Raw genomic sequence first — 15147 nt, forward strand, 5'->3', positions numbered from 1 at the left:
TAGAGCTGTTAGTTATAAAAAAACACGAACATTAAACGCTAATCACAAACAAAATGAAAAAATCATTAAGAAGCTTAACGCTATTACTTTTTTGCGCACTCCTTAACTCTTGTTATGTAGTTAAAAAATCTGACGACTTTTTCGGTATCGAAACATCTACGCGCAACACCTTATACCTTATTGATGTTTCTGGTAGTATGGAAGGTATAGATGAAGGCTCTGTAAAAGATCAGGTTATGAGAGAAGTTGGTGACACGGCAGGCAGTCAAGTCTCTAGAGCTATTGGCGGGAAAATAGGAAGTATTTTAGGATCTCAAGTTTCTAAAGAGGCTACCAAATTAGGCGCTGTGAAACGCAAATTAATACCTGCTATAAAGGGACTTCCTGACGGCAAAAAATTTGTCGTCTTTTCTTTTAACAATGGGGTAACTAAACAAGCTACATCTTTTAGAATAGCAGACAACACCACTAGAACCTCATCTAATATATTTGTAAAGAATTTAAAAGCCAATGGAGGCACAAATACGCTTGAAGGGCTTTTAGAAGCCTTATCTACTTACGAGGTAGAAGAAATTGTATTAATGAGTGACGGTTTGCCTAATAGCGGTCCAGAAGCCGTACTTGATGAAATACGTAAAGTAAATACTAATAACATTATCATTCACACCATTGCGTTTGGAGATGATGCCGATTTAGATTTTATGAGAACCTTAGCTCAAGAAAACAACGGAACATTTATAACCTCTAAAATATAATGTAGCCAACACTAGCACTGCATGAAATTGTAGAACCCTGATTCAAAAGCAACAGTCCATTACACCATATATTGGACTGTTGATTTTTAGAATACTTCACATGCTCAACCTTTAAACTGCCAATTAAGTATTGGTAAAGATCTTTTAGAATTTTTATTCCAAAGGCCTAATTGCAATCCTCTAAAATTAGTAGCCGAATTAAATATACCAATCTGCAAGCCACTACCCTTCTCGGAAATAAAATTAGCCGCACTAATTTGTAATCCGTTAAATGTATTGGTTGAATTTCCAAAAAGTGTCCCTACCATAATTCCATTGCCATGGTAGACTTCATTACCCCCATACGCAATCATTAATCCATTTCCTCTTTCAATAGTATTCGTAATTCCAGCAAGTGCTATTCCATTATGTTTTCTACTGTAATGCATAAAAATGGTGGTAGAAATTCCGTTTACATCTATAGCTTCAAATGAACCCGTAGCTATATTAAGACCATTAATAAGCTGTGAAGCATTACCTTTTAAATTATCAAAATATGCCGCATTGGAGCTAGACAGAGGACTTTTAGGAGACATAAAATAGATAAAGGATAATGGAAAAGCTTCTATCCTTACCCCATAGGTTCTAATCAAAGAGGTATCAGATGTAAAATCTCTTGGAATAAACCCAATTGATGCTCCTACAATATCCACATTAGCATCATGCGTGGTCCACAAGGGAGCTCTAAACTTTCTGGGTTGCGCCAAACCCAAAAAAGAAACAAAAACTGCACAAATAAGTAATAGTACTTTCATACGTTCACTCCTTTTTTATAAACGCACTAATATATACCAATATTTGTCAACTTTGAGGTAAGGAATTACAATCCTTTACTACCAACTAAATGTATAATTTTAAAGAATTCAACCTAAAAAAACAGTGTTTTAACCAAAAAACGTAAAATAAGAGCTATTGTTTGTAACATTTTTTATTTTTCAACGTATAATCTAATGCAGCTAATGCATAACAATATAATATTAGAAAGGAATATTTAGATGAGACAGCTAAAGATTACAAAACAGGTAACCAACAGGGAGACCGCTTCGTTAGACAAATATTTACAAGAAATTGGTAAGGTAGATTTAATTACCGCCGATGAAGAAGTAGAATTGGCACAACGAATTAAAAAAGGTGATCAAGTAGCTTTGGAAAAATTAACCAAAGCAAACTTAAGGTTCGTGGTATCTGTTGCAAAACAATATCAAAACCAAGGGCTTACGCTTCCAGATTTAATTAACGAAGGAAATCTTGGTCTAATTAAAGCTGCACAACGTTTTGATGAAACACGTGGTTTCAAATTTATCTCTTACGCTGTATGGTGGATTCGTCAATCTATCTTACAAGCATTAGCAGAACAGTCTCGTATTGTTCGTTTACCTTTAAACAAGATTGGATCTATAAACAAGATTAATAAGACCTTTGCATTTTTAGAGCAAGCGCATGAGCGCCAGCCTTCACCTGAAGAAATTGCAAAAGAATTAGATATGACTGTTGAGGATGTAAAGCAATCATTGAAAAACTCTGGTCGTCACGTCTCTATGGACGCCCCTTTAATTGATGGAGAAGATTCTAACCTTTACGATGTATTGCGTAGTGGGGAGTCTCCTAATCCTGATAGAGAATTATTGCATGAATCTTTACGTACGGAAATAGAAAGAGCCTTAGAAACCTTAACGCCAAGAGAAGCAGATGTTATTCGTTTGTATTTTGGACTTGCAGGTCAGCATTCTATGACACTTGAAGAAATTGGTGAAACTTTTGATCTTACCAGAGAACGTGTGCGTCAAATTAAAGAAAAAGCAATTCGTAGATTAAAGCATACGTCTAGAAGTAAAATATTAAAAACATATCTTGGATAATACTCCGAGCACAAATTGCCGTAAAAGTTTTCCTAAATTGGAAATTTGGTACAAAAATTGTAATTTGTGAATTATAACAACAGTTATCATGACTGTTCGTTTTTTGATTGATGAATAAACTCCGGCTGATTACCGGAGTTTTTAATTTTAATACGTTTTCACTTAACTGATATTCAATTTTTTAATGCAACCAGAAAACAAGCAAGAACAACCCAACAATCCACTTCATGGTGTAAAGCTTAAAGATATCCTTGAGTTTTTAGTAGAAAAATATGGCTGGAAAGAAATGTCTTTACAAATAAATATTAATTGTTTTAAAAGCAATCAAACCATAAAATCTAGTTTAAACTTCTTACGAAAAACACCTTGGGCTAGAGAAAAAGTAGAGCACTTATATTTAAAATCAATTAAAAAATAATGCCATTACATATTGTTTTATTTGAACCAGAAATTCCTAATAACACAGGAAATATCGGCCGCCTTAGTTTAGCCTCTGGGAGTCATTTACACCTCGTAAAACCTTTTGGGTTTGAACTTAGTGATAAACGCGTAAAAAGAGCAGGATTAGATTATTGGCAGCACATTTCTTTGACTATTTACGAGAGCATTGAAGACTTTTATTCAAAGAATTCTGACAAAGAATTTGCCTATTTCTCTAGTCACGGAACCAAAACCCATTGGGACATCAATTTTAAAGACAATTTATTTCTAATTTTCGGAAAAGAATCTAAGGGCTTACCACAAGAAGTAACCGCACAGAATACCAACAGTTTGTACAAAATACCTTTACACAGTGATCATATTAGAAGTCTTAATTTAGCAAATGCCGTAAGCATTGTTGTCTATGAAGGTCTTAGGCAACTTAGCCTGTAGATTGTTACAATTGCAAAACCTATTAACTCATATCGTTTATAAACAGGATTGACTTTATAGTTCCCCTCCAAATTCACTATTTTTGTAGAAACAGAAAAGGACAGATTTCAAATGGGAAATATAATGATTGCACCCTCACTTTTGGCGGCAGATTTTGGAAACTTACAGCGCGATGTAGAAATGATAAACAATAGCAACGCAGATTGGCATCATATAGATGTTATGGATGGTGTTTTTGTTCCTAATATCTCTTACGGAATGCCTGTAGTAAAAGCTATTGCAAAATACGCAACAAAACCACTTGATGTGCATTTGATGATTGTAGACCCTGACCGTTATATTAAAACATTTGCAGCGCTAGGCGCCACCAACCTCTCTGTACACTATGAAGCTTGTACGCATTTGCACCGCACATTACAAGCTATTAAAGCAGAAGGCATGAAAACCGGAGTAGCTTTAAACCCACACACCAATATTATGCTCCTTGAAGATACCATCAAAGATATTGATGTTGTCTGTATGATGAGCGTAAACCCTGGCTTTGGAGGACAATCTTTCATTGAGAACACCTATGACAAAATTAGAGCTTTGAAGGCTTTAATTGAGCGTAAAGGTGCCAGTACACTTATAGAAATTGATGGCGGTGTTACGGCAACAAATGCAAAAGCGTTGAAAGATGCCGGAGCAGATGTACTCGTTGCCGGGAGCTTTGTTTTTAACAGCGAAAACCCTGTTGAAAGTATTCAAGAACTTAAAGATATTGCTGGATAATGAAAAAATTTGATGTTGTTATTGTTGGTGGAGGCCCTATAGGAATAGCCTGTGGATTAGAAGCTAAAAAAAAAGGTCTTAGCTATTTAATTATTGAGAAAGGCCCAATTGTAAACTCGCTCTTTCACTACCCTAGCAATATGCAATTTTTCTCTTCGTCAGAAAAATTAGAAATAGACGAAATTCCATTTATCAGTAAAGAACCAAAACCAAAAAGAGATGAAGCCTTAGAATATTACCGTAGAATTGTAACGAGCAATCACCTTAATATTCATCTTTTTGAAAAAGTCCAAAGTGTGATCAAATCTGATTCTACTTTTGAAATCACCACGAATAAAAAAAGCTACACTGCTACAAACGTTGTTATTGCCACAGGATTTTATGATTTACCGAATACCCTAAATATTCCTGGGGAAGATTTGGAAAAAGTAAAACACTATTATGACAATCCCCATTACTATGCACAACAAAAAGTTGCCGTAATTGGCGCTAGTAACTCCGCCATAGATGCAGCTTTAGAATGCTACCGAAAAGGGGCTGAAGTAACCTTAATCATTAGAGGTTCTGAAGTTGGTCAGCGTGTAAAGTACTGGGTGCGTCCTGATATCATAAATAGAATTGAAGAAGGCAGTATAAAAGTATTCTACAACGCTACGCTAAAAGAAATAAAACATACGGAATTAGTCATTGACACCCCTGAGGGAGTTACTACTATTGAAAACGATTTTGTTCTAGCACTTACCGGTTACAAGCCTAATTTTGAATTTCTTGAACAGCTTGGTGTTTCATTATCCAATGATGAAAAAAGGTTGCCAAATTATGATCAAGAAACTATGGAAACCAATGTTCCTAATTTATTTTTAGCTGGCGTAATTTGCGGTGGTATGGAAACCCATAAATGGTTCATAGAAAACTCTAGAATTCATGCAAAAATGATTATGGATACTATCTTAAAAAAATAAGAGCCCACTAACTAGTTGCGAATCACGGAATTCAGGGAGCAACGTCTTAAAGAAAGGTAGTAATTTTATAGTCTATAAAAGTCGAAAATTTCATTTCGGTTTTTAATAGTAATTTTTAAATATGCATTTACAGAATTTCAGTTATACCCAAAAGACTTATCTATTATTTATCTATGTATACTTTTTATTTTCTGCGATAGGTTTATCTCAAGGAAAAGAGAAAGACAGCTCTAATACTGCTCCGATGGTATACTTCGGATGGTCACAAAGAACAACTCCTAAATCTCTTGAGCCTTACTACAAGGAATTAAAAACAGCCGAATATGGTGTACAACGGTTTTCTATTATAGACCAATTATTAGAATATCATATCCGAAAAACAAATACCGATTCTGTTGTACATTACGCTAACCTATATTTGAAGGAAGTAAATAACTGGAGCCAAACAGAAAAAATTAAAAAAAGATACTCTTCAAAAGCCAACTATTATTTAGGGAAAGGAAACCTAATGAATGGGCTATATGACAACGCAATAAAATGGTTTTTAGAAGGTCTTAAGGAGGCTGAAGAAACTAATTTTACAGAATTCAAATACAAACATAAACTTGGACTCTCTAAAAGTTACATCTCTCAAGGCAATACAGATAAAGCAATTGGCATTTTAGAAAAATCGCTTTCAGAATTTGCTCCTGAACACCCTTCTCTAAAAACACAAAATTATATTTTACTAGGAAAAGCCTATCGTTTTAATGAAAATTATGAGCAAGCTAACGTGTATTGTAATGAAGCGGTAAAATTATCTAAATCCTTAGATGACGAAGAAGTATTACTTACGATTCGTTTAGAAATCGCAAAACTAAAAGAAGCTCAAGGCGATTTTGATGGGGCTTTTCCAGAATATGAAAAGACAAGAAATGAAGCCAAGGAAAAAGGCTTTGACGCCATTTACTTTGAAGGTTCTCTATTAGTAGCAAGACTATATTACAAACAAGGCTTTTATGACATAGCAGTATTGGGTTTAACTACAGCATATATTAACGCTATAGATAGTGACAATCTACAATTTCAAAGAGAGTCTTTAATTCTACAATCACGCAGCTTTCAACAACAAGGAGATTTTGAAAATGCCTATGCTTCGATGACACAACTTTTTAGGGTGATCAACGAAATCAATACAAAACAACAACAAGCTATCATCAAGGAACTTGAGGTCCAATATGAAACCTTAGAAAAAGAAAAGGAAATAAATAGTCTAGAGGAAGACAAGCTTTTAAAAGAGGCGCAATTAAGCAGACAGAAAACTATTAAGAATGCTTTTCTAATTGGTTTCTTAATTATTTTAATTCCTATTATAGCCTTACTATTTGTATACTACCAGAAATTACAAACCCAAAGTGAACTTTCCAAAAAACAAGAAGAAATAAATACTCAGAAGGTAAAATCCTTAATCCAGGAACAAGAATTAAATCTAATAAAAGCTTCTATTGAAGGGCAAGATGAAGAGCGCAAACGTATTGCGCAAGAACTACATGACAGTATCGGCGGCAACCTTGCTGGAATAAAGCTGCAGCTCTCTAGTCTAGCTAAAGGTTCTGAAGCTTTAAAAACGATTAATAATCAAATAGATGAAACGTATCAATTAGTGCGAGACATATCTCACACACTAATTCCTAAAAAATTTCAACAAAACGCATTTACAGATTTGGTCCAACAATTTGCAAATTCAATTTCTAAGACCAATGCTGTTCAAGTAGCTTTTTATCCTCATCCCAAAGAAACTATTAATAACATTGATGAAAAAATACAGGTAGAGTTATTTAAAATTCTTCAAGAATTAATGACCAACACCCTAAAGCATGCGAAAGCAAAAAATGTAGATATTCATTTAAATCTTATAGGAGACGAACTATCTTTACTCTTTGAGGATAATGGAATAGGATTTAATACGTTAGAAAAAGAAACTGGTATTGGTTTAAAGAACATTACAAGTAGAATTCAAAAACTAAAAGGAACCTTGCATATTGATTCTTCTGAAAATAGAGGAACTGTTATCGCCATAGAAATTCCTGATTTAAAAAAAACAGTACATGAACTATAATCTTATAATTGCCGACGATCATAAAATGTTCATTGATGGCCTTATCAGTATTCTTAATGATGCTCCAGAATTTTCTGTGATTCTTACTGCAAAAAACGGTGCACAAGTTGAAAAATATTTGAGTATAAACGGTGCTGATAATATTCATCTATTAATTACAGATTTAACGATGCCAGAAATGGATGGAATTGAGTTAAACAAGATCGTTAAAAGCAAATACCCTTCTTTAAAAACGCTTGTAGTAAGTATGCATATTGATGGGATGATGATAGACAAACTCATCAAAAATAATGTAGATGGCTATGTTCCTAAAAATGCAGAAAAAGAGGAATTACTAACTGCAATACGTAGTATTATTAAAGGCGATAAATATTTCTCTCCAGAAATAAAGAAAGCCTATACCGATGCGATGTTCGAAAATAAAAAAATGGAAGAAATTTCATTGACGGATCGTGAGAAAGAAGTACTGAAACTTATTGCCGAAGAAAATACTACTCAAGAAATTGCCGATAAATTATTTCTAAGCAAGCATACGATAGAAAGTTATCGAAAGAACTTAATCTCCAAATTAAACGTAAAAAACCTAGCCGGTTTAACCAAGCATGCTTTAAAAATGGGACTTTTAGATGCATAACATCTAATTAAATAACAGCAGCTCTTAAGCCAATAATCTAGCCATCCCTGAAAACAGGGGGTGCCAATTTCACTTTTTTAAGTGTAAAAAAGATAGTGCAATCGCTTGACCTTTGTATTGAACAAACAACAATACAATTATGAAGCATTCTATTATTTTAATCGCACTTACTACTTTATTTATCTCTTGCTCTAACGATAAGAAAACTACAGAAACGTCAAAGCAAGCGTCTATTATCAAATCAGATTTACTGTTAACTAACAGCGCCGTAAAACCATTCTCAGGTCAGAATAATACAGATACCCTTACCATTTTAATAAACGGAAAATCCCTTTTACAAAGTACCGCTACTATAAAAGTAACCAATGACAAAGGTGAAGAATTACTTTGCGATACACTTGCTACTACACGCTTATTAAATCCAGAATACAGAACAGCAAACTCCGCTTTAAAAGATGCTCAAATTAGAGAAACGGTTTCTAATCTATTTACCACAGATGAGTATCTAAAATATTTTAAGCAGAAAGAAATAGCTAGCAATCAAATTAAGTAAATAACTTCTTATTTATTCATCATGATAATTTACGGTACCCGTTCTGCACATTTACATTCCGTTCAAAAGACAACGCCTATTTGTCCTAATTGCGAAGAAAAAGGATCTTTACTCATCAGTGTATATAGAAAGCACGCACACATTTTTTGGATTCCGATTTTCCCATTAGGGAAGTCTGGAGCTTCGCATTGCAAAAATTGCAAGCAGGCCTTACGTTCTAGTGAGATGCCAGAGCATTTAAAACACGAATATCAAAAAATAAAAAAGGAAGTAAAAGGTCCCATTTGGCAATTCTCTGGAATGTTTATAGCACTTTTCGTTCTAGTTTTTGCTGGCTTTGCTAGTCAGAATAATAAGAAATTAGAACAAGAATATCTAAACCAACCCATGGCAGGAGACATTTACGAATATAGAGTTGCTAACAAGCAATTTTCTACCATGAAGGTCATAGAAGTAGATACAGATAGCGTCTTTATTGCTTTAAACGATTTTGAAATCAGCAAAGCTTCACGCATTTATAAAATAGATAAACCTGAGAATTACCCAGATGTAGTCTATGGCTTTTCTAAGCAAGAAATTACCGCCATGTATTCTAGCGGTAAAATCTTTGATATAAATAGAGAGTAACCACTTCTACTTTAAGATATCTAGTAAAGTAGTGGCTATGCTGTCTAAAGCCGTTGAGTCTGTTTTTATGGCAGCCGGAACAATACCTTGTAAAGAATCTATAGGCACCGGAAGCTGTGATAATATTTTTAAGGAATCTTGAATTCTAAGATTCTGTAAGTACAAAGTATCTGCTTTTGCAAATTCAAAAGCCTCTTTAGCATTCATTTCTAAATATGGCGGACAAGGAAAATGATCAAAATCATACTTAAAATTAGTAAGTATAGGCCTTTTCCAAGTACTCAAATCTCTAAAGACAGAAGCTACCATTGGTAAAGCAGTATTGGAACCAGACCCCATTCTGGTTGTTGAAAATTGCACTCGCTTATCATAAGTACCAACCCAAGCACCTATAACAAGTTCTGGCGATGCACCTATAAACCAGCCATCACCATTATTTTGTGTAGTTCCCGTTTTACCAATTAAGTTATACGGAATACCGTAGCCCGTTAAGCGCAAACCTGTACCGTGTTGCACTACCCCCTCCATCATTTTTTGAAGTTGTTTCACATGTGTATAGCCTGCTACGCGCTCTTGATACATTGGTTTAGCTTCATATATAACAACACCTTCTTCATTAATTATTCGTTCTATAGCATACGGTTTAATTCTATTACCTCCGTTAGAAATACTTGCATAAGCAGTAACCATTTCTAAAAGACTAATGTCTGCGGTACCCAATACAATAGAAGGCACTTCTGGAAGTCTCGTTTCAATACCCATCTTTTTAGCCTGCTCAATAACACGGTTAACCCCTGCTTTTAGCTGTATGTTTACAGAAACGGTATTTACAGAATTTGCCAATGCTCCATGCATACTATAACTACCGCCATAGCCTCCAGAAGCGTTTCTAGGCTGCCAATCTTCATATTCAGCGTAGGTTACCAAATTATTGTTATAGTAGCTACAAACATCCTGGCCTGACTCTAGAGCTGCTAAATAAGTAATAGGTTTAAACGTAGAACCAACTTGGCGCGGAGTACGGATATTATCCGTCTGACTAAAACCATAGTCAATACCACCAACATAGCCCATAATTCTACCTGAAGTACTACTCATAACGAATAAACTCGCATGCAATCTGTTGATACTTTTCGCTATAGAATCTTCTAGAGACATCATCTTCTCTTCGTAGCCTTTACCTACTTCCCAATAGTTTCGTTTTTTCTTTTTAGTGATAAAAGATGAGATTTCTTCTTCGCTCTTCCCTTCTGCTTTTAATCTTTTTACTTCTTTAGTTTCAGCTGTAATTTGTTGAAGTAAGGCTTCCTTACCTCCTTCTATAGTGGCAGTATCCCAATATTGATCCATCAATTTTTGCAAGCTTTCAATTTGACGGTTCAATGCTTTTTCTGCATATTCCTGAATGCTTGTATTTAAAGTCGTATAAACACTTAAACCATCTGCCTCCAGATCATAAATATGGCCATCTTCTGCAGGATTTTCTGCGGCCCACGCAGCAAATTCTTCCGCTACGACATCTTTAAAATAAGAAGAGAAAGAAGATGTTTTTTTAGGCAATTGATAATCTAAAACCAAGGGCTTTTTAGCAGCTTCTTTTTCTGCCTCAGTGATATAGCCATATTTTGCCATTTGGCTTAACACAACATTTCTACGATTGGTTGCTCTTTCAGGATTTATTCTAGGATTGTAGTAAGATGGTGCTTTTAATACCCCCACTAAAGTAGCACATTCCTCTAAACTAAGTTTCTCCGGAGGTTTATTAAAAAAACGATACGCCGCTTTTTCAATTCCATATATATTCTCTCCAAAAGAAACGGTATTAAAATACAGTAATAATATTTCATCTTTACTGTAAATGCTTTCCAAGCGTCTAGCAATAAATAGCTCTCTAATTTTATTAATAGGGGTAGAAAGAAAAAACTGCTTTTGTCTCCCGAATATATTTTTAGCTACCTGCTGCGTAACCGTACTCCCACCACCTGCATTCTGCCCAAGTACTATTGACTTTACAAACACACGACCATAACTTTTATAATCTATCCCGCCATGCGTGTAAAAACGACTATCTTCTGTTGCAACCAAAGCTTCTTTTAAATGCTTAGAAATTTGAGTGCTATCTGCGTTAGATCTATTTTGAAGAAAGTAGTATCCTATGGGTTCATTATTGGAAGCATAAATTGTAGACGTCACTGGATTTTCTAATTGCCTCAGATACTCCTTCGTTGGTAATTTGCCGAAGGCTCCAAAATATACTAAAAGCAAGAATACCAATCCGAATAGAAAGCCTAGTCCTATTAGATAAAAAAAACTTTTAAAAGGATGTTTACGCGCAAACTTGAATACTGTTTTAGCTTTAGTAACTATTGTGTTTTTCAAGGTTGTAATTTTTTCCATAAGCCTTATTAGCTGCCACACTAAAAAAATTGAGCGCGCAAAATTAACTATTTTTAGATACCAACAAACAAATAGTATAAAATACTATTATTCATATGCTTAGGGCATTTAAAATAATGATGGAATTTACAAAAATTGTCTTAACAAAAGTTCTTTACCTAAAAAAAAACCATTGTTTAAGCAACAATGGTTTTAGTGAATAACAAATTAAAAAACGTACGCTGATTATAAGTAGAATTTACTCCACTTAAAACTACCATCAAGATAGAATACCTATCTAAGCTAATTCTTCAAACTTCCGCTGAAGAGTATTAAGGTTTTTATTAAAAAAATTATAGGCGTACTAAGAAGTTAGAAACAATAAACAGGTTAAGCAACTTGCTTCGCCTTTTCGTCTACTGTAAGGAACTCATTGATCAGTGATTTCCATTTCTCAATTCTTTTAACCTCAAAATCTTCTGAATAGTTAAGCGTTTCATCATAAAAATTAAGTTCAAAAGGCTGACCCGATTTCAACGTTATTTTCAAATCCAGTTTTTCTAAATGCGAATCTTTTTTATTTTTTACTTTAAAAAATTTTCTTTGCTCTAAGATCATACAATCTTTTATAGAAGAAATGGCTACAACACGCTCATAAATTTCATTTTCTGAGAATTTTAAGAACACTATTTTTTGTTCTTTTTCATCAATTCCAATATAGGAATTTCCCCAAAGTTCACTTTGAGAGATTGTTAATTTATTTTTTGTGCTTAATGCTTTTGCTGCTTCTTTAACTTTTTTAGAGGCAGACTTTCCTGACATGTTAAATAAAAAGAAGGGTATAAAAATTATGCCTACTAAAACGAGACATATGGTCATAAATGAAGTATCCATACTATTTTTTGTTTTTAAAATGATGATAGAAAAGAGCTCTTAAACCATTGTATATGTTCTTCAATACAGTTTAATTTAATGCCCTCATAAAATACCAGCAACAACTCTCGTGGTGCTAGTCCGTAAAAATCATTTAAAAACTAAGGAAAGGAATGAAAATGATAAGCAATCTGATGCGTATCAAAATTAAGATCTATAAAACCGCCAGAAGAAATATATAATAAAGCGATTTGATTTTTGCAAATACATAAATTCTCTAATGGATTGAAAGAAGAGCCAATATGTAAATTTACCGTGCTATCTGGATTGGAAGAAGTCGTATTTTCCCAAAGAACATTTAGTGCATCTACATTGATCGTAAACCTATCTTGCACGGCAGTTTGATCAAGAATAACAGCCACATCTAAATTGTCATGCTTCGCCTCGATTTTAACAGCCGCATAAGACCCTTGAAAACTGCTACATAACAGTAGAAATAATAAACTTCTAAACCACAACATCTTGCGCATCTAAAAAGATAAATTTAATGTATTTACAAGAGTACAAAGGTACATTAATATTTCATCCACAATATTTTTTATAATTCCTTTAACGCAACAATTATTCATCTAATTTTACGCGATTTTTTAAAAAAGATATTATTTTAATTCCTATATTAAATGAATGAACTTATAGTATGTTTAGGTTTTTTTATTGCAGCCTATTCTGTTATTGCTAATGATGTCATACAAACATTAGGCACTTTTATTTCATCAAATAGCAAAACCAAATGGTGGTTCCTATGGGCTTTTGCCGGTACCATTTTAACACTGACCTTATTTTTTGGTTGGTATTTTAATAATGGCGATGTTTCCTATGGTCGTCTATCACAAATACCACTGCCTAATCCGCTACCATGGTGGTATCTTCTAGCTCCTTTAAGTTTATTAATTATTACACGCTTTGGAATTCCGGTAAGTACTACTTTCATGATTTTAAGTGTATTTTCCTCTGGACAACTCATAGAAAAAATGATTCTCAAATCTATTTTCGGATATGTCTTAGCTTTTGTAGCGGCATTGGTACTCTACCTAATTATTGCTAAGAAATTTGAATCTAAAGCTGCTATCCGGTTGATGGATAAAAAGAAGCAGAAACCTTATTGGCTAGTTGCGCAATGGTTTTCTACCGGTTTCTTATGGTCACAATGGTTAATACAAGACTTTGCAAATATTTTTGTCTTCTTACCTCGCCAATTAACTATTTCCGAATTAGGGATAGCCCTTATTGTTATTTTAAGCATCATGGCCTACATCTTTAATGTAAAAGGAGGAAACATACAAAAGATTGTAAATCAGAAATCAAACACGCAGCACATCCGTTCTGCAACAATTATTGATGCTTGCTACGGTGTATTACTTTACCTATTTACTATTTTAAATGATGTTCCTATGAGTACCACTTGGACTTTCGTAGGTATTTTGGCAGGTAGAGAAATTGCGATAAAATATCTTTTAGAGAAAAAACAACTTAAAACAACGTATACCCTTATTATTAAAGATTTAGCAAAAGTAAATATAGGGCTTATGATAAGTTTTTTAATTGCGTATTTAATTCAGTTTTTAAAAGCATAATTTAGGTCTTTTCAAGAATTCTAATCGAGTGTGTTTCCGTGAAATGGACAATAGCTCCAGTTCCCTTTCATTGCAGCATTATCAACAGGACAGTTTTTTGGAGGCAGTAAAGTAGTTAGCGGTAGCGCATACTCAAATTCTTTATTAGAGTGATAAATCATAAACTCACCTTCTTTGTATTCATCTACCAACAGCTTACCGTTTTCATCTTTATTTTCAAAAAAATAAAAACTCATACCCGCTCCAAATTGTCCCATCATGTTTTCAAACATTGGCTTCATAGTTTCTGAAATTGAGCGCACCGAGATATCCAATTGATTTTCTGGAATTGGTTGTTGTGGTTCACCTTCGTTTATTTTTACAGTTATTGAATTTCTTATCGTTTCTTCTGAAGCAAAGGTTAGAGAGCCATCAAGATGTATATCTACATCTAATGCACAAACAAAAATATAATCATCGAGTGTCTCTAAAATAAGATGTACCATATCCTCAGGTATTGCTGGATTATCTGCCAAAGCAATTCTCCAATAACTTCTAGGAAGCCAAAAAGATAAGGTCATGTTCTCTCCATCCTTTTTCCAAATTTGAATTTCCCGGATATACTCCGTAAGCGGCACTTTATGCGCTTCTTGGCCTATTGCAGGCGCTGAGAACACTAAAATTAAGAGTAAGATTGCATATTGAATTTTCATCATTATTAACTATTATTTTATTGGTATTTACCGTTTTTAAACTTCAATACTTGATCCTGATTTGTAATCTTTTCGTCTTCTACGCAATCACCGTTTGAAGCTTCTTTTCTAGTTGTTGTTTTCACAATGCTTTTAACTACTATATCAAAATAGCCATTTGTTTTTGTCTCCTTAAGGATTAACAATTTTTCAACGCCACTTAGGTCTGTTTCGCATTCTGAGTCCACTTCACCAACAAAGTACGGCATTTCAAAATTTTTCAAAACCTGTTTTAGGGTATTATTTTCATCAAAAAATACGCAAGCAAGCATTAAACCTATATTCAACATTTTCACGAATACCGGATGAACTGCGTTGATCCCTCAAAGCTCCGCTTTGAAAATAAAAAGTCTCACAAAATA

Annotated in this window: 17 protein-coding genes; 11 read left to right on the top strand and 6 right to left on the bottom strand. The window is 33.9% G+C overall.

Features of this window, described 5'->3' with window-relative positions; genetic code table 11:
- The first annotated feature begins 53 nt into the window (after positions 1–53).
- Positions 54–755, top strand: a complete 702-nt coding sequence (locus tag BLQ19_RS00200; protein ID WP_024481689.1) for a VWA domain-containing protein — start codon at positions 54–56, stop codon at positions 753–755.
- A gap of 104 nt (positions 756–859) precedes the next feature.
- Here BLQ19_RS00200 and BLQ19_RS00205 read toward each other — a convergent pair whose 3' ends face one another.
- On the bottom strand, positions 860–1549 hold the full coding sequence (locus BLQ19_RS00205) for an LA_2272 family surface repeat-containing protein (protein WP_024481690.1): 690 nt from the start codon (positions 1547–1549) through the stop codon (positions 860–862).
- Positions 1550–1789: 240 nt separating this feature from the next.
- Here BLQ19_RS00205 and BLQ19_RS00210 point away from each other — a divergent pair, with 240 nt between their 5' ends.
- From BLQ19_RS00210 to BLQ19_RS00250, 9 genes are all read left to right on the top strand, one after another.
- A complete protein-coding gene (locus BLQ19_RS00210; protein ID WP_024481691.1) occupies positions 1790–2653 on the top strand; it encodes a sigma-70 family RNA polymerase sigma factor in 864 nt (287 codons plus the stop codon).
- A gap of 184 nt (positions 2654–2837) precedes the next feature.
- Positions 2838–3071 (top strand): VF530 family protein, encoded by a 234-nt coding sequence (locus tag BLQ19_RS00215; RefSeq protein ID WP_029447040.1) that lies wholly within the window; start codon positions 2838–2840, stop codon positions 3069–3071.
- Positions 3071–3526, top strand: a complete 456-nt coding sequence (locus BLQ19_RS00220; RefSeq protein WP_025615831.1) for a tRNA (cytidine(34)-2'-O)-methyltransferase — start codon at positions 3071–3073, stop codon at positions 3524–3526. Before BLQ19_RS00215 ends, BLQ19_RS00220 begins: the two co-directional genes overlap by 1 nt.
- Positions 3527–3637: 111 nt before the next feature.
- Positions 3638–4297, top strand: coding sequence for a ribulose-phosphate 3-epimerase (gene rpe, locus BLQ19_RS00225; RefSeq protein ID WP_074537046.1), 660 nt, complete (start codon positions 3638–3640; stop codon positions 4295–4297).
- On the top strand, positions 4297–5259 hold the full coding sequence (locus BLQ19_RS00230) for a YpdA family putative bacillithiol disulfide reductase (protein WP_074537047.1): 963 nt from the start codon (positions 4297–4299) through the stop codon (positions 5257–5259). Before rpe ends, BLQ19_RS00230 begins: the two co-directional genes overlap by 1 nt.
- A 121-nt stretch (positions 5260–5380) precedes the next feature.
- Positions 5381–7357, top strand: coding sequence for a tetratricopeptide repeat-containing sensor histidine kinase (locus BLQ19_RS00235; protein WP_074537048.1), 1977 nt, complete (start codon positions 5381–5383; stop codon positions 7355–7357).
- Positions 7347–7991, top strand: coding sequence for a response regulator (locus BLQ19_RS00240; RefSeq protein ID WP_024481697.1), 645 nt, complete (start codon positions 7347–7349; stop codon positions 7989–7991). The genes BLQ19_RS00235 and BLQ19_RS00240 overlap by 11 nt, the downstream gene beginning before the upstream one ends.
- Positions 7992–8130: 139 nt before the next feature.
- A complete protein-coding gene (locus tag BLQ19_RS00245) occupies positions 8131–8544 on the top strand; it encodes a hypothetical protein (RefSeq protein ID WP_024481698.1) in 414 nt (137 codons plus the stop codon).
- Between the two features lie 21 nt (positions 8545–8565).
- Positions 8566–9171, top strand: coding sequence for a zinc ribbon domain-containing protein (locus BLQ19_RS00250; protein WP_025615835.1), 606 nt, complete (start codon positions 8566–8568; stop codon positions 9169–9171).
- 6 nt (positions 9172–9177) lie between these two features.
- On the opposite strand, the gene BLQ19_RS00255 is transcribed toward BLQ19_RS00250, so the two are convergent.
- The 3 genes from BLQ19_RS00255 to BLQ19_RS00265 form a co-directional block, all read right to left on the bottom strand.
- The gene (locus BLQ19_RS00255) at positions 9178–11568 is read right to left on the bottom strand and encodes a transglycosylase domain-containing protein (protein ID WP_074537049.1); all 2391 of its coding nucleotides are present in this window, start codon (positions 11566–11568) and stop codon (positions 9178–9180) included.
- Between the two features lie 369 nt (positions 11569–11937).
- Positions 11938–12441, bottom strand: coding sequence for a hypothetical protein (locus BLQ19_RS00260; RefSeq protein WP_139150181.1), 504 nt, complete (start codon positions 12439–12441; stop codon positions 11938–11940).
- A gap of 140 nt (positions 12442–12581) precedes the next feature.
- On the bottom strand, positions 12582–12950 hold the full coding sequence (locus tag BLQ19_RS00265; protein WP_139150182.1) for a hypothetical protein: 369 nt from the start codon (positions 12948–12950) through the stop codon (positions 12582–12584).
- A 150-nt stretch (positions 12951–13100) separates the two neighbouring features.
- Here BLQ19_RS00265 and BLQ19_RS00270 point away from each other — a divergent pair, with 150 nt between their 5' ends.
- Positions 13101–14054: a hypothetical protein gene (locus BLQ19_RS00270; protein ID WP_074537051.1), complete on the top strand. Its 954-nt coding sequence runs from the start codon at positions 13101–13103 to the stop codon at positions 14052–14054.
- A gap of 20 nt (positions 14055–14074) precedes the next feature.
- Here the strand turns inward: BLQ19_RS00270 and BLQ19_RS00275 are convergent, their stop codons facing one another.
- Both BLQ19_RS00275 and BLQ19_RS00280 read right to left on the bottom strand, forming a co-directional pair.
- Positions 14075–14749: a hypothetical protein gene (locus BLQ19_RS00275; protein WP_034664594.1), complete on the bottom strand. Its 675-nt coding sequence runs from the start codon at positions 14747–14749 to the stop codon at positions 14075–14077.
- A 14-nt stretch (positions 14750–14763) separates the two neighbouring features.
- Positions 14764–15075, bottom strand: a complete 312-nt coding sequence (locus BLQ19_RS00280; RefSeq protein WP_074537052.1) for a PA3715 family protein — start codon at positions 15073–15075, stop codon at positions 14764–14766.
- Positions 15076–15147: the final 72 nt, after the last annotated feature.

It is taken from the genome of Cellulophaga baltica, from assembly GCF_900102165.1.
In the GTDB taxonomy this organism is placed as follows: Bacteria; Bacteroidota; Bacteroidia; order Flavobacteriales; family Flavobacteriaceae; genus Cellulophaga; species Cellulophaga baltica.